Origin of the sequence: Streptomyces acidiscabies (genome assembly GCF_020010905.1) — a bacterium.
Classification (GTDB): Bacteria; Actinomycetota; Actinomycetes; order Streptomycetales; family Streptomycetaceae; genus Streptomyces; species Streptomyces acidiscabies.
In genome coordinates, this window is sequence record NZ_JAGJBY010000001.1 from 2,416,903 (window position 1) to 2,433,546 (window position 16,644).

Below are 16,644 nucleotides of genomic sequence, written 5' to 3' on the forward strand. Positions count from 1 at the left end.
AACAGTTCCGCGCTCCTGAAAGAGCCGCGTTGACCGCCGCTGCAATAGTTACGCGCCTCTGAAAGAGCCGCGCCGACCCGCCGGTGCAGACAGTTCCGCGCCCCTGAAGACCCCCGCCCACCCGCCGTGTCGTCAGCTCCCCGACGCCGCCGTTCGCACTATCTCCCTCACCTGGCTCACGATCTCCTCCCTGTTCCTCACGAACTCCGGGTCTGTTACCTCTGTCGTGTTGCTCGCCCCGAACTGCAGTACCGGCGTGTGCACATGGCCTCCCGGCAGGGAGTTGTGCAGGCCCAGGCGGTCCCTCAACAGGGTTGCCCTGTACGCGATTTCGTTGGACAAGTAGTCACCGCCGCCCCCTTCGCGCGCAGTTGAACCCGGGGTCGGGCCGTCCGGGCGGTCCACCGGTGTTGTGGCGCCCGCCGGGATCTCCGTGACCGTCGTGTTGTCGTACACCGGGAACGGGCCCGTGTGGGCCGCGACTATCGCCGCGTACGGGAGCGTTGTCGTCGTCCACTGCGGCTGCGTCGCCGGGTCCGTGACCGGGATCGTCTCCGTGCGGCCGATGTTCTCGTTGTCGCCGAAGCCGCCGCGCCACGCGCCGTTGGTGCGCTCGATGTCGAAGCGGCCCACGCGGCCCTGACTGACGGTGGTGAAGAGGTCGACCTGGGGGAGCTGCGGCCTCAACACACGCTCGACCGTGCCGTCCGTGAAGTCCTGCCAGCGAACAGGGAAGACGGCCGTCTCGATGCGGGCCGGACCGTGCGCGGTCTCGATCACCGTGCCGTCCAGCGCGAGCGCCGTAGCGCCGGACGGGTTGGAGATACGGATGTCAGCGTCGAGGGTGAAGGGGTCGAACCCGGTGACGAGGACACGCTTGAGGCCCTTGTCGCGGGCGGGATAGGCGATGTCCGTCTGCCCACGGGACGTACGCTCCAACTCGTCCAGCAGCGCGGCACGTTGCGCCGGGCTCAGCCCGAACGACGGCTCCCAGCCCCGCACTTCACGCGTCATCCCCAACCGCGCCCAGTACAGCGGCCGATCGTCACCCCGGCTCAGATCACCAACCACCGGCCCCCGCCCCTGCGCACGGTCCACCGCCCGCCGCCACAGCGCCGACCCTTCCCGCACGACGACCGCACGGGCCTGCGCATAGCTGCGCGCCCCGCCGAGCGCCCGCGCGAACTCCGGTGCCACGGAGGCGAATCCGGACCGGGCGAGGATCTCCTGAGGCACGGCACGGTCGAGGCGCTGCTCCTCGACGGTCGGTGCGAGCGCAGGTGCCGCGCTCGCGGCGACGGGGGAGGCGAGGCCCGCGAGGAGGGCCAGACCGAGGGCGCCGAAGTGGACGCGAAGGGAGGAGGGCATGTGGGGGTTTCCGTTCCTTCCGAGGTGCCGAGGCCGAGACGGCCGGGGCCCCAGAATTATCCCGTGACGGGAGTGGTCCACAAGAAGCCCCCATGGAGCGGGAGTTGTGAAGGGTTCGTTCGGAATTAACGCGGGTAGATCGTCCGAGGACGGTGGAATCGCCGCACGCGGATAGCCTGCGATGCGGGGTTCCCCTCGGGAGCTACCCCGGTCCGGGACCCTGACCCCTGGACCGGGGTACACCCCGCATGAAACCCCGCCCGACCACCCCGCTCAACTACCGTGCCGAGAACCCGTACACCGTCTCCGACCGGTACACCTCACCCGGCCGCAGCACAGTCCCCGGAAACTCCGGCCGGTTCGGCGAGTCAGGGAAGTGCTGGGTCTCCAGCGCGATGCCCTCGCAGGGCGCGAACGGCGCCGAGAGATGGTCGGCCGTGTAGACCTGGATACCGGGTTCCGTGGTCGCGACCGTGAGGGTCCGCCCCGACGCCGGATCGTGCAGCTCGGCGATCTCCTCCGCCTCCGCCGTCACCCCCTTGTCCAGCACGAAGTTGTGGTCGTACCCGTCGCCCGCCTTGCGGGACGTACGGAAGTCGAAGCGCGTGCCGGAGACGTCGGCCGGCTCGCCCGTGGGGATCAGCGTCGCGTCGACCGGCGTGTACCGCGAGGCGGCGACGCGGAGTTCGTGGCCGGTCGCGACGCCGGACCCCGCGAGGTTGAAGTAGCTGTGGTTCGTGAGGTTCACGACGGTCGGCGCGTCGGTCGTCGCCTCGTACGAGATCCGCAGTCCGCCGGACGCGTCGAGCGCGTACGTCACCGAGACGTCCAGCCGCCCCGGGAACCCCTCCTCGCCGTCGGGGGAGACGCGGCTGAGGCGCACACCGTACGGACCGACCTCCTCGGCGTCCCACACGACCTTGTCGAACCCCACCGGCCCCCCGTGCAGCGAGTTCGGCGCGTTGTTGGCCGCCAGCGTGTACTCCCGCCCGTCCAACGCGAACCGCGCCCCCGCGATCCGGTTCGCGTACCGCCCGATCAACGCGCCCAGGAACGGCTCCGGATGGCCGAGGTACCCCGCGAGATCGGCGAACCCCAGCACCACATCGCCCGTACGCCCGTCCCGGTCGGGGACCTCGACGGACTGCACGATCCCGCCGTACGACAGGATCCGCACCCGCGTCCCGGCCCGCTCCAGGGTCCAGCGGTGCACCGGGGTGCCGTCGGAAAGTGTGCCGAAGTGTTCGCTCATGAGCGAAACCCTAAGTCACGGCCCAGCCCCCGGAACACGTCCCTTTCACGCCTCCGGCGCCGTCACCTTGCCGTACGCGATCTCCGCCAGCCGAGCCTGCCCGTCCTTGCTCGGATGGAACCAGTCCCACCGGCTCAACTGCTCCGTCCCGAACCGGAAGTCGTACACCGCCCCACCGTCGAACCGGCACCGCTGATCCTTCGCGCACACCTCCTTCAGCACGGAGTTGTACTCCCGCACCCGCTCCTGCACGGAGTCCCGCCGCGTGACCGCCGCCTGGTCCTTCGAGGTCGCGTCGGCCAGCATCGACGGACAGATCCCCAGCTTCCAGACGACCTTGCCGAGCGGCTTGGTCAGCCCCTCGGACCACAGCCGCTTCAGATCGGGCACGCTCGACACGTACACCTGGGACGTCGGCGACACCGACCGCAGCGCGGCCATCGACTGCTCGAACGACGTACGGAACGCCGCGACCGGCGTCATCGCCTCGACCGTGTCCCGGCACGCGTCGTTCGCCCCCGCCATGACCGTCACCAGCGCCGGCTTCCGCGTCCCCGCCTGCGCCATCTGGCCCGGCAGATCGGCCATCAGGGCACCGGTCTTGGCGTAGTTCCAGCTGTGCGTCGTCGCCTTCGCGGGCCCCAGCAGGCGTACGGCGAGCGAGTCGACGTCCTCGCTGTCGCCCGTCGCCCACGACACCTGCGGACAGTCCTGGAGGATCCCGCACGCGTCGAACCCGCGCGTGATGGAGTCCCCGACGGCCGCCAGCGACCCCGGCCGCGTGTTCCACACCGGAGGCGGCTTCGCCCCCGCGCGGGTCCCCGAAGGAGTCGCGGAGCCCGAAGCGCCCCCGCCCACGACCCCGCCCGTACATCCCGCCACCGTCAGCGACACCCCCGCCATCACCCCGGCGAACACGCCCCGCCCTCGCGTCGTCCCCATGATCGACTGGTCCCTTCGGCCGTCCGGTCCCTGACCCCCGTACCCAGTACAACGCACCCGAGTTCCCGGACTGTCTTCAGGACATTTCCTTGCCGACTTCTGACGTGATCCACGGAACGTTCCCCACCCGCACAGGCGTCCTGCCGAGTGAATGGCGGGCCTTTCGGGGCACCTGGACCGACGGTACGTCACACTCCTCACCCCGTCGCACGGTAGCCTCGCCATCAACGTGGCTGCCCTGACGCCGCCGCTCAACCAGCCCTGCAAGATGTCCCGCTCTGCCCGGAGGTCCCGGTGACGACACGTGGAGTTCTGTACGTGCACTCCGCGCCGCGCGCGCTGTGCCCGCACGTCGAGTGGGCCATCGCCGGGGTGCTCGGCACGCGCGTCAACCTCGACTGGATCCGCCAGCCCGCCGCGCCCGGAACCTGGCGCTCCGAGTTCTCCTTCAAGGGCCAGGCCGGTACGGCGTCCAAGCTCGCGTCCGCGCTGCGGGGCTGGCAGATGCTGCGCTTCGAGGTCACGGCCGAACCGTGCGCGAGCGCCGAGGGCGAGCGCTACAGCTGCACGCCGGACCTGGGCATCTTCCACGCGGTCACCGGCATCCACGGCGACATCCTGATCCCCGAGGACCGGCTCAGAGCCGCCCTGTTGAGGTCCCAGCGCGGGGAGACCGACATCGAGGCCGAGATCACGAAGCTGCTCGGCAAGCCGTGGGACGACGAGCTGGAGCCGTTCCGGTACGCCGGTGAGGGCGCGCCGGTGCGGTGGCTGCACCAGGTGGTCTGATCATCACACCGCAAGACCCACCAACCCCCGGACACGCCAAAGGGGCCCGACCTCAGTGAGGTTGGGCCCCTTCAGCGTCGTACGGAAGCGTCGTACGGAGCTTTCTCAGACCGTCCGGAACGCCAGTACCACGTTGTGCCCACCGAACCCGAACGAATCGTTGAGCGCGGCGATACGGCCCTCGACGGGCAACTTGCGGGCCTCGCCGAGGACGACGTCCGCGTTGGCCTCCGCCTCCGGGTCGAGGTTCTCGACGTTGATGGTCGGCGGCGCGATCCGGTTGTACAGCGCGAGGACGGTCGCGACCGACTCGATCCCACCGGCGCCACCCAGCAGGTGACCGGTCATCGACTTGGTCGCGGACACCGCGAAGTGGTCCGCGTGGTCCCCGAACACCTTGCGCAGCGCCTTGAGTTCGGCGATGTCACCGGCCGGAGTGGAGGTCGCGTGAGCGTTCACGTGCACGATCTCGGCCGGGTCGAGGTCGGTGGAGGCCATCAGGTGGTTGAGCGCGGCGGCGATGCCGCGCCCCTCCGGCTCCGGCTGCACGATGTCGTGCGCGTCGGCGGAGATGCCCTGCCCGACGGCCTCGGCGTAGACCCGCGCGCCGCGCTCCGCCGCGTGCTCGGCGGCCTCCAGGACGATCACGCCCGCGCCCTCGCCGAGGACGAACCCGTCGCGCGCCTTGTCGTACGGACGGGACGCGCCCTGCGGGTCGTCGTTGTTCTTGGACATCGCCATCATGTTGCCGAACGCGGCGATCGGCAGCGGGTGGATGGCCGCCTCCGTGCCACCGGCGACGACGACGTCCGCACGGCCGGTGCGGATCATCTCGATCGCGTAGCCGATCGCCTCCGCGCCCGAGGCGCAGGCGGAGACCGGCGTGTGGACACCGGCGCGGGCACCGACGTACAGGCCGACGTTGGCCGCGGGGCCGTTCGGCATGAGCATGGGGACGGTGTGCGGGGAGACCCGGCGTACGCCCTTCTCCTTCAGCACGTCGTGCTGGTCGAGCAGCGTCGTCACCCCGCCGATGCCGGAGGCGATGACCGCGCCCAGCCGGTCGGGGTTGACGGAGGTGTCCTCACCGGCGCGGGCGGTGAAGCCGGCGTCGGCCCACGCCTCCTGCGCGGCGATCAGCGCGAACTGCGCCGAGCGGTCGAGTTTGCGGGCCTGCGGGCGGGGGAGCACCTCGGAGGGGTCCACCGCGACGGGGGCCGCGATCCTGACGGCCTGGTCGGCCGCCCAGTCCTGGGTCAGCGCCTTGGCGCCGGACCTGCCGGCGATCAGACCTTCCCAGGTCGAGGCTGCGTCGCCACCCAGCGGTGTGGTTGCGCCGATACCGGTGACGACCACGGTGCGATTGGTCGAGTTCACGGGAATTCTCTCTCCTACGGAATTTCGAGGATGAAACGGCGCCACCGCCGGGTGGCGGGGCAATCACCCCACAGGCTCAGAGCCCAGGGAGGGTCAGCCCTGGTTCTTGAGGATGTAGTCGGTCGCGTCGCCGACGGTCTTGAGGTTCTTGACGTCCTCGTCCGGGATCTTGACGTCGAAGCGCTCTTCGGCGGCGACGACGACCTCGACCATGGACAGCGAGTCGACGTCCAGGTCGTCGGTGAAGGACTTGTCCAGCTGGACGTCCTCAACCGGGATGCCGGCGATCTCGTTCACGATCTCCGCGAGACCTTCGACGATCTCTTCCTGAGTGGCGGCCATGGTGGCGCTCCTTCTTTTTCTTTCCAGAGGGTTGGCTGTGCTGCTGACCGCGCCGGGTGCGGGATTGCGTGATCCGGCAACGGGTGCCTAGGGGAGGGTAACGACCGTCGCCGCGTACACGAGACCCGCCCCGAAACCGATGACGAGCGCCGTGTCGCCGCTCTTCGCCTCCCCGGTCGCCAGAAGCCGCTCCATAGCGAGCGGGATCGAGGCGGCCGAGGTGTTGCCGGTGGTGCGTACGTCACGCGCGACCGTGACGTGCTCCGGCAGCTTCAGCGTCTTCACCATCGAGTCGATGATCCGCTCGTTGGCCTGGTGGGGAATGAAGACGTCGAGCTCGCTCGCGGTGATGCCGGCCGCGTCCAGCGCCTGCTGGGCGACCTTGGCCATCTCGAAGACGGCCCAGCGGAAGACCGCCTGACCCTCCTGCGTGATGGCGGGGAACTTGTCGACGACGCCGTCGCGGTAGTCCGTCCACGGCACCGTCTGCCGGATCGTCTCGGACTTGTCGCCCTCCGAGCCCCACACCGTCGGGCCGATCGCCGGCTCCTTCGAGGGGCCGACGACGACGGCTCCGGCGCCGTCACCGAACAGGAAGGCGGTCGCCCGGTCCTCCAGGTCGGTCAGGTCGGAGAGCCGCTCCACGCCGATGACCAGCACGTACTCGGCGCTGCCGTCGACGATCATGCCCTTGGCGAGGGTGAGGCCGTAGCCGAAGCCCGCGCAGCCCGCCGAGATGTCGAACGCGGCGGCCTTGTTCGTCCCCAGCTTGTCGGCGATCTCCGTCGCGACGGCCGGGGTCTGCTTGAAGTGCGAGACGGTCGAGACGACCACCGCGCCGATCTGCCCGGCGGTGATGCCCGCGTCCGCGATCGCCTTGCCGGACGCCTCCACCGACATGGCGGCGACGGTCTCCTCGTCGTTCGCCCAGTGCCGCGTCTCGATGCCGGAACGCGACCGGATCCATTCGTCGGACGAGTCGATCGTCTCCAGGATGACCTCGTTCGGTACGACACGGGTCGGGCGGTAGCCGCCCACACCGAGGATGCGCGCGTACGGATGACCCTTTCCGGGCTTGATCTTCGCCATCGGGATCTCCTCTCAGGCGCCGTGTTCCGCGATCAGCTCGCGGGCCGCGTCGAGGTCGTCGGGGGTCTTCAGGGCCAGTCTCGGGACGTCGGGCAGGGCACGCTTGGCGAGGCCGGTCAGAGTGCCGCCGGGGGCGGCCTCGATGATCGCGGTGGCGCCCAGCTCCTTGAACGTCTCCATGCACAGGTCCCAGCGGACCGGGTTCGCGACCTGGCCGACGAGGCGTTCCAGCACCTCGGCGCCGGTCGCGACCGCCTTGCCGTCCTTGTTGGAGACGTACGCGACCGTGGGGTCGGCCGGGGTGAGGGCCTGTGCCGCCTCGGCGAGCTTCTCGACGGCCGGGCTCATGTGGTGGGTGTGGAACGCGCCCGCCACCTTCAGCGCCACGACCTTCCGTACGCCCTCCGGCTTGTCCGCGATCAGCGCCGCGATCTGCTCGGCCGTACCGGCCGCCACGATCTGGCCCGCGCCGTTGATGTTCGCCGGGGTCAGTCCCAGCTTCTCCAGGTGCGGGAGGGTGATCTCGGGCTCGCCGCCGAGCAGCGCCGCCATGCCGGTCTCGGTGACGGCGGCGGCCTCGGCCATCGCCAGACCGCGCTTACGGACGAGGGACAGCGCGTCCTCGGGGGTCAGGACACCCGCCCACGTGGCGGCGGTCAGCTCACCGACGCTGTGCCCGGCGACCGCGCCCGGCGTGATGGCACCGAGTGCCGCGCCGGAGACGATCCCGGCCGCGACCAGCAGCGGCTGGGCGACGGCGGTGTCACGGATCTCGTCCGCGTCGGCGTTCGTGCCGTAGTGCACCAGGTCGAGCCCGATGACCTCGGACCAGGCGGAGAGCTGGTCGGAGACACCGGGGAGTTCGAGCCAGGGGGTCAGGAAGCCGGGCGTCTGGGCGCCCTGGCCGGGAGCGACGAGTACGAGCACTCTCACACTCTCTCTTGGGGACGGGCACGGCCGCCCGTGGTGACAGGGACGAAGAACAGCAGGGGGTTTTGTGGAGCCCCGACAAAAGCCTAGGTCTGGGGATCTCCGTCGGCCAGGCGCCCCAGGATCAGCGCGATCCGCAGAGTAAAGGCCGAGCGTACATCGGAGGGTGACCATCCGGTGACGTCAGTCACACGTCGCAGCCGGTAGCGCACGGTGTTCGGATGGACGAAGAGCATCCGGGCGGCGCCTTCGAGACTGCTGGCCTGTTCGAGATATACGGAGAGTGTCTCCAGGAGTGCGGAACCGGCCTCTTCGAGCGGTCTGTAGATCTCCTCCACCAACTGACCGCGCGCGGTGGGATCGCCCGCCATCGCGCGTTCCGGAAGCAAATCGTCCGCCAGCACCGGCCGGGGAGCGTCCTGCCAGGCCAGACACGCCTTGAGCCCGGCCGCCGCCGCCTGCGCGGAGCGGGTCGCCGTCTGGAGGTCCGGTACGACGGGCCCTGCGACCACCGGGCCCGCGGCGAACGGGCCGATCAGCGACTTGGCGACCGCGAGCGGGTTGTCGCTGCCGCCCGCGATGACGACGAGCCGGGTGCCCAACACGCCGGTCAAGACCTGGAGTTTGGAGTGCCGGGAAGCGCGGCGGATCGCCTCCACGGTCAGCTCGGAGTCACCGTCCGGGGCCTTGCCCAGAACGACGCACACGTGCTCCGGGGAGTTCCAGCCCAGCGCGGCGGCCCTGCTCACCGCCCCCTCGTCGGCCTCGCCGCTCAGCACCGCGTTCACCACGAGCGACTCCAGGCGCGCGTCCCAGGCACCCCGTGCCTCGGCGGCCTGCGCGTACACCTGCGCGGTCGCGAACGCGATCTCCCGGGCGTACACCAGCAGCGCCTCCCTGAGCACCGCCTCGTCGCCCGGCGCGGCCACCTCGTCGATCGCCGACTCCATGACCTCGATCGTCGTGCGGACCATCTCGACGGTCTGCCGCAGCGTGATCGCCCGCGTCAGCTCCCTCGGCGCGGTCCCGAAGACGTCCGTCGAGATCGCCTGCGGGGCGTCCGGCTGCCGGAACCACTCGGTGAACGCCGCGATGCCCGCCTGCGCGACCAGGCCGATCCAGGAACGGTTCTCCGGGGGCATCGCCCGGTACCACGACAGGCTCTCGTCCATCCGCGCGATGGCCTGCACGGCCAGCGATCCGGACGACCTCTCCAGCCGCTTCAACGTGGCGAGGTGCGGGTGGGCCGGGGCGGCGGGGGGCGGGGGGGTGGATCTGGGTTCGGGCACGATCCAAGGGTGCCTCATCCGGGCGGGGTGGTGCGGCGGGGGGCGGGGGGTCTGTCCGGATGCGGGTGGTGGGGGTGCCGGGCCGGAGGGGGCGCAGGGATGGGGGTGGTGCGGGGCTAGGGGTGGTGCGGGGCTGGGGTGCCTGGTCGGACGGGGCGTGAGAGGGGGTGTGCTGTCGGGTGGGGTGGGGCGGGGCGGGGTGTGGGGATGGGGGCGCGAGACCGAGGTGCCGGGCTGGACGGGGCGTGGGCGTCGGGGCGGTGCGAGGCGGGGCGTGGGGGTTGGGGCGGGGCGAGGGCCGGGGCGTGGGGGCGCGGCGGTGTGAGGCTGCGGCGCCTGATCCGTACGGCTGGGTCCGTGTCGGCCGGAGTGCGCGGGCGCGCGGCGGGCCCCGTGGCGGATACCTTGGTGCGGTGATGGACGTGCGGCGCGGGGACGCGCGCTATCGGGGCGGGGATGCCGGGCAGGGCATCGAGACTTTGCACTCTTTTTCCTTCGGCCCCCACTACGACCCCGACAACCTCCGCTTCGGCGCCCTCATCGCCTGCAACGAGGAACGGCTCGCCCCCGGCGCCGGCTTCGACGAACACCCCCACTCCCACACCGAGATCGTCACCTGGGTCGTCTCCGGCGAACTCACCCACCGCGACTCCGCCGGCCACGAGACGGTCGTCCGGCCCGGCGACGTCCAGTGCCTCTCCTCGGCGGCCGGCGTCCGCCACGTCGAACGCAACGCCGGGGACGTGCCGTTGGTCTTCCTCCAGATGTGGCTGGCCCCCCTCGACCCCGGCGGCGACCCCTCGTACGAGATCGTCCGGGGCATCGCCGACTCGACGCCGTACGCCGTTCCCCGCGCGGCGGCGATGCTGCACGTACGCCGCCTGTCCACCGCCGGTGAACGGATCGCCGTCCCCCACACGGGACTTGGGTACGTCCATGTCGTACGCGGCGAAGTCCGCCTCGCGGAGACGGAGTTGACAGCCGGCGACGCTCTGCGGCTGTCCGCCGAGGGGGAGTTGGAGCTGGTCGCGGTGGGCGGCGGCGCCGAGGTGCTGATGTGGGAGATGGACGCGGCCTAGCCCTCCGCGTTCCGCCACACCGTGACGTCGACCGTGATGTACCTGCTCGGGTCCGACGCCGGGGAGTTTCCCCGGTACGTGATCAGCGCGATGTTCCCGGCCGAGGAGTGCACGCACAGCCTTGTGCCCGTGGGGACTTGGGAGAGGCCGAGTTCGCGGGTGAAGCGGGTGTCCGTCCGGCAGGTCTGGAGCGTGCCCTGCTGCTGCGCGTCCAGGACGACGACCTTGCTGCCCACGCTGCCGATGAGTTCGTCGTCGTTCCCCTGGAAGAAGTAGAAGTCGGACTCCTCGGTGTTGCGGGTGGAGCCGCCGTTGTTCATCGGCTTCGGCGGGGTGTCGCCGAAGCGGATGAAGTAGTCGATGGGGATGTCGATGTTCTTGTAGGTGTGGGGAGTTGGAGGCGCGGCGGAGGCTCTGGGGCTGGCCGAGACCTTCGGGTCCGGGGTGTTGCCGGCCGAGTTGTCCCCGTCGTCGGCCATGAGGTTCGAGCCCCAGATGGCCAGGGGGACGAGCACTGCGCCGAGGGCCAGGAAGGTCTTGGTGCGGCGGGGCCGGGGGTGCGGGGGGTGCCAGGCCGGTGCCGGGTGCGGGGGCGTGGTCGGTGCGAAGTGGGTGGGGGTGTACGGGTGTTGGGGCGGGCTGTACGCGGGGTGGGTCGGAGGTTGGGGCGTCGGCGCCCCGACAGGCCCTGCAATTCCCGGCGATCCGAGAGACCCCGCGACTCCCGGCGTACCGAGCTGCCCCGCGACTCCCGGCGTTTCAACGTGCGTTGCGACCCTCTGCGGCTCAACAGGCCCCGCATTCCCCGGCGTCCTGAGCGGAATGTCCGCCCCGACCGCCGCCGGCAGCCAGTCCCCCGACTGCCTCAGCGGCGTCGCCGACGCACCCTGGCACAGCGCGATCACCTCGGCCGGCGTGGGCCGTTGCGCCGGGTCCTTCGCCAAGCACCGTGCGATGAAGGCGAGTTCAGCGGGCAGCCCGGTGAGGTCGGGCGTCTCGTGCACGATCCGGTACAGCAACGCGTGCGCCGAACCGTCCCCGTACGCCCCTCTCCCCGTCGCCGCGAACACCCCGACCTGCCCCAGCGAGAAGACGTCCGACGCCGGTGTCACCCGCTTCCCCGCGGCCTGCTCCGGCGACATGAACGCCGGGGTTCCCGGGGAGACCCCGGTCCCCGTCAGGGACGTCGCATCGGACGCCCGGGCGATCCCGAAGTCGATGACGCGAGGCCCGTCCGCCGCGAGCAGCACGTTCGACGGCTTGAGGTCCCGGTGGATGACATCGGCACCGTGGATCGCGGAGAGCGCCTCCGCCACCCCGGCGAGCAGCAGCAGAACGGAGGGCACCGGAAGGGGCCCGTGCCTGCCGACGGCTTCGGCGAGGGAGGGACCCGCGACGTACGCCGTGGCCAGCCAGGGCTGCCCGCTGTCCACGTCGTGATCGAGAACCGGCGCGGTATAGAACCCCTGCACCCGCCGCGCGGCTTCCACCTCCTGCCGGAACCGCCGCCGGAACTCGGCGTTCTCGGCGAGCTCGGGCCGCACGGTCTTGATCGCGACGGAATGCCCGCCAGCCGTATGGGACAGATAAACCGCCCCCATCCCCCCGGCCCCGAGCTTCGCCGTGAGCCGATACGGCCCCACCACCACCGGATCCCCGGCCTCCAACGGCTCGAAAGCACCGCTCATCGTTCCCCCGTGATCACCAAAGCACTGTGCGGGAGAGGGTAGCCGAGAGCGATGTGGAGTTTCCTGGCCCGTTCCGTGTAGCTCCGGACGCGGTCAGCGCACCTCCGCCAGCACCCCGTCCGTGAACGCCGGCCACACCTCGGCCGCCCAGGGGCCGAAGGGGCGGTCCGTGAGGGCCACGCAGGCCACCCCCGCGTCGGGGTCGATCCACAGGAACGTGCCCGACTGGCCGAAGTGGCCGAACGTCCGTACCGACGACGAACTCCCCGTCCAGTGCGGGGACTTGGTCGCGCGGATCTCGAAGCCGAGGCCCCAGTCGTTGGGGTTCTGGTGGCCGTAGCCCGGCAACACGCCCTTCGTGCCGGGGTATTGGACGGTCATCGCCTCCAACACCGTGCGGGCGTCCAGGAGTCGGGGGGACTGGACCTCCGCGGCGAAGCGGACGAGGTCGGCGACCGTGGAGGTGCCGTCCTTCGCGGGAGAGCCGTCCAGCGTCGTGTCCGTCATGCCGAGCGGCTCCAGCACCGCCTGGCGGAGGTACTCCGGGAACGGGATCTCCGTCGACTTCGCGATGTGGTCGCCGAGTTGCTCGAAACCGGCGTTGGAGTAGAGGCGCCGGTCGCCGGGCGGCGCCATGACCCGGTGTTCGTCGAAGGCCAGGCCGGACGTGTGGGCGAGGAGATGACGGACGGTCGCGCCGGGCGGCCCCGCCGGCTCGTCGAGCTCGATCGCCCCCTCCTCGTACGCGACCAGCGCCGCGTACGCCGTGAGCGGTTTCGTGACCGAGGCGAGGTGGAAGCGGTGGGCGGTCGGACCGTGCGTACCGAGGACCGTACCGTCGGCACGGACCACGGCCGCGGCGGCGGTGGGGACCGGCCAGGTCTCGATCCGGGCGAGGCTGCTCAGGGACATGCGGCGAGCCTACCTTCGCCATTCTTACCCTTTCCGCTTGCTTCGAGCCCACTCCAAGGTCATAGCTTGGGAACATGACGGTGATGCAGACCTCGCCCCTGACCCTCGAAGCCCCCGTCGACGTCTGCTCGGCGCCCCCGCCGCCCCACCCCCGCCCCGACGGCCAGGACAGCTACACGATCAGTGAGGTCGTCGCGCTCACCGGGCTCACCGCGCACACGCTGCGCTGGTACGAGCGGATCGGGCTGCTCGATCACGTCGACCGCTCGCACACCGGCCAGCGCCGGTACTGCAACCGCGACCTGACCTGGCTGGACTTCGTGGGCAAGCTGCGCCTGACGGGGATGCCGGTTGCGGACATGGTGCGGTACGCGGAGCTGGCGCGGGAGGGCGAGAGCACGTTCGGGGAGCGCCGGGAGCTGCTGGAGTCGACGCGCAGGGACGTCCAGGCGAGGATCGCGGAACTGAACGGCACGCTGGCGGTACTGAACCGGAAGATCCAGTTCTACTCGGCCTGAGAGCCCCTACAGCTCCGCCAGCAGTTCCGCCTTCTTCACCGAGAACTCCTCGTCCGTGACGAGCCCCGCCTGATGCAGCTCCCCCAGGTGCCGGATCCGCTCGGCGACGTCCGCAGGGTCGCGCCGGGCGGGCGCCGCCGCGATGACCGCCGACGGCCCCTTCTGCCCCCGTACCGCCGCCAGGACGGCCGCCGCGAAGGGCAGCGACTCGTGCACCGGCCCGTACCCGAGCCCGAAGACGACCGCCGCCGGGTCCTGGTCGGGCTGCACGGACGAGGTCTCGCCCCGCAGCAGCCGTAGATGCCCCTCGAAGACCTCCGGCGAGCGCCACTCGACGCCGGTGAGGTCGGAGACGGCGAAGGACTGGTCGCCGGCCTTCCACTTCGCGGAGGACGCGCCGGTCCAGAACCAGCGGAAGCGGACGGTACGGCCGTCGAAGGACGCCTTGGCGTCGTACGCCTTGAAGGAGAGCGGCACCTCGGGCGCGTCCACGAGGAACCGTTCCGCCGGGCCCGAGTGCGTCAGCAGCCCCCGTACCTCCTCGGCGTAGTACTCCGCGAGGGCGTCCCGTTCGGCGGGCAGGACGAGCCGGTAGGGGTCGGAGCCCTCCTTGAGCTGGTCCTCGGCCGCCGCGAGCAGCGGATCGGCGCCCTCGCGCAGGTCGAGCCTGAGGACGACCGTCCCGCGCCTGCCCGGGGACAGGGACACGCTCTCGACCGCCGCGAGCGGGACACGTCGTTCGCCGAGCGCCGAGAACAGCTTCGGCGCCCGCATCCCCCGTTCGTAGCGGATGAGCACGGAGTCGGACCCGAACTCCCAGGCGGCATGCGAACCGGCCAGTACATCACCCATGCGGCTCATCGTATGCGGGACCCGCATCTTCGTCCCCTCCCTGCGCGTACCGCAGTTCCTGCTGTTTCTACGCGCGTCCGGCCGTGGTAGTGGAGGACAAATCCGCCCGGCAGGCCGCGTCATCGTCGGCGCAGACCACCGATCGGTACGCGCCAGTCCCGATCTCGGCGAAGTTGCGCAGCGAGTCGGTGCCGGGTTCGAAGTACCCGGCGTGCCCGTGCGCCTCCTTGGCGGCCAGCCGCCGCGCCCCGAACGCCTCCGAGACGGGGTCCTCGCCGTGCCCGAGCCCGCCGAGTTCCAGGTACGGCACGTCCTGGATCCAGTCGTCCGCGTCCCGCATCGCCCACACGTGCGCGGAGGTGTGCAGGTGGGACGCCTTCTCGACGCGCATCCCGGGGCTCCCGGCGACGGCTATGTCGGCGACCCGCGCGGGCAGTTCGTGCGCCGCGACGCCGCAGACGACGGAGCCGTAGCTGTGGCAGAACAGCGACACCGGCGCCGTCCCGGGCAGCGCGCGCAGCAGCGCGTTCAGTCGTACGGCGCCGGCCTCGGCGCGCCGCGCGGTCGCCGACTCGATGCCGAGCCCGGCGGGGGCGGTGTAGTCGGCCCACGCGATGACGGCCGTGCCGGTACGGGGGCTGGCGGCGCGCTCCGCCGCGTACAGGGCCTGCGCCATGCCGACGGGGGCCCGGTACTTGCTGACCGTCCGCTCGAAGGTCAGCAGGTCGGTGTCCACGCCGGGGACGACGACGGAGACCCGCGCGGCGCTCGTCAGGTCGCCGAACACCTCGGCGGCCCGGCCGCTGCCCTCGGGGTCGAAGGCGAGGATCTGCCGCCCGCCTTCGGCCATCGCCTCGAAGCGGCGCATACGACGGCCCGCGTCGCGCTGGCCGTCGGAGGTGAGCCGGGGATCGCTCATGCGGACGCGCTCGACGACGGCGGCCTCGCCGAGGGCGATGCGGTTGGCGCGGTAGCGCAGCTTCACCGGGGCGCCGTTCATGTTGCCGACGGCCAGCGGGTAGGTGTGCGCGAGGCTGTTGCGCTCCGGGGCGCTGAGCGCGGCGAAGAAGCGGGCCAGTCGGGCGGGCGCCTGGGCGGGGTCCGGCAGGCTGTGGCCGTCGAGGAAGCCGTGCCGCCAGGAGGCGAGGGAGGCTTCGAGGGCGCTGTCGGAACGCTGGGGGCGAAGCGCCGTCCAGCCGGTCGTCGACAGCATCACGAAGACCACGGCCAGCGCGAGCAGTGCGCGCCAGAGGCCGATCTGGGGAGAGGAGTCGAAGGAAGTCACTGGGAGGACACACTAGGAGAACGGAAGGGTCTCGGGGGCCGCGAGTGACAGGTATCACGTTTTGGTGACCGGCCGTATGGGAAACGCTTCGAACAGCCAACTCGGGCCCGCCATCAGCCCTTTCGCCAGCCGCCGATCAGCTCAGGACCCACCTGATCGAGGTACCGCGCGGTCCGCTCCCGCATCGCCGCCAGGTCCATCCCCGCCTCCCCGGCCCAGTCCCGCTCGGCGACCCGGACCACCCCGCTGAACAGCGCGACGACCAGACGCGGCCGGGGGTCCGTGGCCAGGTCGGTCCCCTCGCGCCCGGCGATGATCTCCGCGACCCGCTCCTCCAGCTCCGCCGAGCGCCGCAGATGCGCCGCGAGCAGCGCGGGCGTCTCCTCGATCAGCCGGTAGCCCCGCATGTGCAGCTCCATCGGTACGACGCTCTCGATCGCCTCGTCCAGCGCCGCGAGGCTCTCCTTGAGCGCCTCGCTCATCGCCTCGAAGGGGTGCTCGGGCGCCGGGCGCTCCAGCAGGCACCGTACGAAGTGGTCCTCGGCGATGCCCGGGACGAAGAGGGCGACCGCCTCCTTGCTCGCGAAGTAGCGGAAGAAGGTCCGCTGCGAGACCTCGACGGCGTCCACGATCTCGTCGACCGTCGTGCGTTCGAAGCCCTGGGTCGTGAAGAGCGTGAGAGCGGCTCTGACCAGGGCGTCTCTGGTGTGTTGCTTCTTGCGTTCGCGGAGGGTGGGCATATGTGTCAGTCACCGGCTTGTGGAGAGGTTCGTCAATTGTCAGTGGCTGTCACTAGCGTGGAGGCATGACTAGTCAGACCACTCTTGAAGCGGCGGGCCACGGGGACGGGGCGCCGACGGCCCCGGCGGGTTCGCCGCCCGGCGCGGGGTTGCGCGGCCACCCTTGGTTCACGCTGATCACCGTCGCGGTCG

At 71.1% G+C, this 16,644-nt stretch carries 16 protein-coding genes; 3 read left to right on the forward strand and 13 right to left on the reverse strand.

Going from position 1 to position 16,644, the window contains the following annotated elements; genetic code table 11:
- Positions 1-132 precede the first annotated feature (132 nt).
- The 3 genes from J8M50_RS11290 to J8M50_RS11300 all read right to left on the reverse strand — a co-directional run bounded on the left by J8M50_RS11290 (position 133) and on the right by J8M50_RS11300 (position 3,562).
- Entirely contained in the window at positions 133-1,368 is a 1,236-nt protein-coding gene (locus J8M50_RS11290; protein WP_010354721.1) for a pyroglutamyl-peptidase I, read from the reverse strand.
- A 277-nt stretch (positions 1,369-1,645) separates the two neighbouring features.
- Positions 1,646-2,620 (reverse strand): aldose epimerase family protein, encoded by a 975-nt coding sequence (locus J8M50_RS11295; RefSeq protein ID WP_010354720.1) that lies wholly within the window; start codon positions 2,618-2,620, stop codon positions 1,646-1,648.
- 45 nt (positions 2,621-2,665) lie between these two features.
- On the reverse strand, positions 2,666-3,562 hold the full coding sequence (locus tag J8M50_RS11300) for an SGNH/GDSL hydrolase family protein (RefSeq protein WP_050987259.1): 897 nt from the start codon (positions 3,560-3,562) through the stop codon (positions 2,666-2,668).
- A 294-nt stretch (positions 3,563-3,856) separates the two neighbouring features.
- Between J8M50_RS11300 and J8M50_RS11305 the strand changes: the two genes are divergently transcribed.
- A complete protein-coding gene (locus J8M50_RS11305) occupies positions 3,857-4,351 on the forward strand; it encodes a DUF3145 domain-containing protein (RefSeq protein WP_010354717.1) in 495 nt (164 codons plus the stop codon).
- 105 nt (positions 4,352-4,456) lie between these two features.
- Here the strand turns inward: J8M50_RS11305 and fabF are convergent, their stop codons facing one another.
- The 5 genes from fabF to J8M50_RS11330 form a co-directional block, all read right to left on the reverse strand.
- A complete protein-coding gene (gene fabF / locus J8M50_RS11310; protein WP_010354716.1) occupies positions 4,457-5,728 on the reverse strand; it encodes a beta-ketoacyl-ACP synthase II in 1,272 nt (423 codons plus the stop codon).
- 93 nt (positions 5,729-5,821) lie between these two features.
- Complete coding sequence (locus J8M50_RS11315) at positions 5,822-6,070, reverse strand: acyl carrier protein (RefSeq protein ID WP_010354715.1); 249 nt, start codon at positions 6,068-6,070, stop codon at positions 5,822-5,824.
- An 87-nt stretch (positions 6,071-6,157) separates the two neighbouring features.
- Positions 6,158-7,159 carry a ketoacyl-ACP synthase III gene (locus J8M50_RS11320; protein WP_010354714.1) on the reverse strand — a complete coding sequence of 334 codons (1,002 nt, stop codon included), beginning with the start codon at positions 7,157-7,159 and terminating at the stop codon, positions 6,158-6,160.
- A 12-nt stretch (positions 7,160-7,171) separates the two neighbouring features.
- Entirely contained in the window at positions 7,172-8,086 is a 915-nt protein-coding gene (locus J8M50_RS11325) for an ACP S-malonyltransferase (protein ID WP_010354713.1), read from the reverse strand.
- 89 nt (positions 8,087-8,175) lie between these two features.
- A complete protein-coding gene (locus tag J8M50_RS11330; protein WP_029184000.1) occupies positions 8,176-9,378 on the reverse strand; it encodes a PucR family transcriptional regulator in 1,203 nt (400 codons plus the stop codon).
- Between the two features lie 416 nt (positions 9,379-9,794).
- On the opposite strand from J8M50_RS11330, the gene J8M50_RS11335 reads away from it, so the two are divergent.
- Complete coding sequence (locus J8M50_RS11335) at positions 9,795-10,457, forward strand: pirin family protein (RefSeq protein WP_010354711.1); 663 nt, start codon at positions 9,795-9,797, stop codon at positions 10,455-10,457.
- Here J8M50_RS11335 and J8M50_RS11340 read toward each other — a convergent pair.
- Both J8M50_RS11340 and J8M50_RS11345 read right to left on the reverse strand, forming a co-directional pair.
- Positions 10,454-12,145 carry a serine/threonine-protein kinase gene (locus J8M50_RS11340; RefSeq protein WP_010354710.1) on the reverse strand — a complete coding sequence of 564 codons (1,692 nt, stop codon included), beginning with the start codon at positions 12,143-12,145 and terminating at the stop codon, positions 10,454-10,456. The two genes, J8M50_RS11335 and J8M50_RS11340, sit on opposite strands and share 4 nt — an antisense overlap.
- Positions 12,146-12,238: 93 nt before the next feature.
- Positions 12,239-13,057, reverse strand: coding sequence for a serine hydrolase domain-containing protein (locus J8M50_RS11345; protein WP_010354709.1), 819 nt, complete (start codon positions 13,055-13,057; stop codon positions 12,239-12,241).
- Positions 13,058-13,131: 74 nt separating this feature from the next.
- Here J8M50_RS11345 and J8M50_RS11350 point away from each other — a divergent pair, with 74 nt between their 5' ends.
- Positions 13,132-13,575 carry a MerR family transcriptional regulator gene (locus J8M50_RS11350; protein WP_010354708.1) on the forward strand — a complete coding sequence of 148 codons (444 nt, stop codon included), beginning with the start codon at positions 13,132-13,134 and terminating at the stop codon, positions 13,573-13,575.
- Between the two features lie 6 nt (positions 13,576-13,581).
- Here the strand turns inward: J8M50_RS11350 and J8M50_RS11355 are convergent, their stop codons facing one another.
- The 3 genes from J8M50_RS11355 to J8M50_RS11365 form a co-directional block, all read right to left on the reverse strand.
- Complete coding sequence (locus J8M50_RS11355) at positions 13,582-14,436, reverse strand: DUF4429 domain-containing protein (RefSeq protein WP_029183999.1); 855 nt, start codon at positions 14,434-14,436, stop codon at positions 13,582-13,584.
- Between the two features lie 58 nt (positions 14,437-14,494).
- Positions 14,495-15,712, reverse strand: a complete 1,218-nt coding sequence (locus tag J8M50_RS11360; protein WP_010354705.1) for an alpha/beta hydrolase — start codon at positions 15,710-15,712, stop codon at positions 14,495-14,497.
- Positions 15,713-15,825: 113 nt separating this feature from the next.
- Positions 15,826-16,452: a TetR family transcriptional regulator gene (locus J8M50_RS11365; protein ID WP_010354704.1), complete on the reverse strand. Its 627-nt coding sequence runs from the start codon at positions 16,450-16,452 to the stop codon at positions 15,826-15,828.
- Between the last annotated feature and the right edge of the window lie 192 nt (positions 16,453-16,644).